Source organism: Yersinia sp. 1252 StPb PI, assembly GCF_048593885.1.
Classification (GTDB): Bacteria; Pseudomonadota; Gammaproteobacteria; order Enterobacterales; family Enterobacteriaceae; genus Yersinia; species Yersinia enterocolitica_E.
In genome coordinates this window covers 1-1,420 of the sequence record NZ_JAZGQE010000367.1, presented here as the reverse complement: position 1 = coordinate 1,420, position 1,420 = coordinate 1, and the positions used below count along the sequence as shown (strand labels likewise).

The following is a 1,420-nucleotide window of genomic DNA, read 5'->3' as shown; positions in this document are numbered from 1 at the left end:
CATTTAAAATCTTTTAGAAAATAAATGGTATGATCTTTCTAAATGGTCACTTTCTGTTCACAGTACGATTAACAATGTACTGTTATTTATATCACTAACACGTCAGCTGCTTAGAAAAAAAAAGGATTAAAGATGATTTTAAGGAAATCTGATTGGCACCCAGCAGACATCATTGCCGCACTACGTAAAAAAGGCACAACTTTAGCCGCCCTCTCTCGTGAGGCAGGGTTAAGTTCCTCCACTCTTGCCAATGCGTTAACTCGCCCTTGGCCAAAAGGGGAATGGTTGATTGCCGAATGTTTAGAGATTCATCCTTCCGAAATTTGGCCAACACGCTATTTTGATCCGAAAACAGGGGTTCTTCTTGACCGAAAAGTGAGGATACGGCCGGCTATTCTTCGGGCATAAAAAAACCGCCGATGCATAGCTTCGGCGGTTGATAATATTATCTCAGGGGCAGCTTTAAGCCCCTGCTACTACTTGTTATTGACGAACTGCTCGCCCAACTCAATATCTTTGTGCAATACATCAAGCATGCTTTCTAGCGCTTGCTGTTCAAACGCACTCAGTTTGCCAATGTCTTTACGTTCAGCAACACCCTCTTTACCTAACAGGATTGGCTGAGCAAAGAAACGGGCATATTTACCGTCGCCTTCAACGTAAGAACATTCAACAACATTGCTTTCGCCTTGCAGAGCACGAACCAGAGAAAGACCAAAACGTGCCGCAGCCTGCCCCATCGATAGAGTCGCTGACCCGCCACCGGCTTTTGCTTCAACAACTTCAGTACCCGCATTCTGGATACGTTTAGTCAGGTCAGCCACTTCTTGCTCGGTAAAGCTAATGCCTGGAATTTGTGACAACAATGGCAAAATGGTAACACCAGAGTGGCCACCGATAACCGGCACTTCGATATCTTGAGGTTGCTTACCTTTCAGTTCAGCAACAAAGGTATTAGAGCGAATGGTATCCAGTGTCGTAATGCCAAATAATTTATTCTTGTCGTAAACACCGGCTTTTTTCAGTACTTCTGCGGCGATCGCTACTGTCGTGTTAACTGGGTTAGTAATGATACCGATTAATGCTTTCGGGCAAGTACGCGCGATTTGCTCAACCAGATTACGGACGATGCCAGCATTAACATTGAACAGATCTGAACGATCCATGCCCGGTTTACGTGCAACACCCGCAGAAATCAGAACAATATCGGCCCCTTTAAGGGCTGGGGTAGCATCTTCGCCGCTGAAGCCTTTAATATTAACAGCGGTCGGGATATGGCTCAGATCAACCGCAACACCGGGAGTCACTGGCGCGATATCATATAATGAGAGGTCTGAACCTGAAGGAAGCTGGGTCTTGAGTAGAAGAGCGAGGGCCTGGCCGATACCACCAGCGGCACCGAGAACTGCAACTTTCATCC

The 1,420-nt window shown here is 46.2% G+C and carries 2 protein-coding genes; one reads left to right on the top strand and one right to left on the bottom strand.

The features are described from left to right. The first annotated feature begins 132 nt into the window (after positions 1 to 132). Positions 133 to 408: a helix-turn-helix domain-containing protein gene (locus V2A85_RS23645; protein ID WP_083160925.1), complete on the top strand. Its 276-nt coding sequence runs from the start codon at positions 133 to 135 to the stop codon at positions 406 to 408. Positions 409 to 476: 68 nt separating this feature from the next. On the opposite strand, the gene mdh is transcribed toward V2A85_RS23645, so the two are convergent. Beyond that, on the bottom strand, positions 477 to 1,418 hold the full coding sequence (gene mdh / locus V2A85_RS23640; RefSeq protein WP_083160927.1) for a malate dehydrogenase: 942 nt from the start codon (positions 1,416 to 1,418) through the stop codon (positions 477 to 479). Positions 1,419 to 1,420 lie beyond the last annotated feature (2 nt).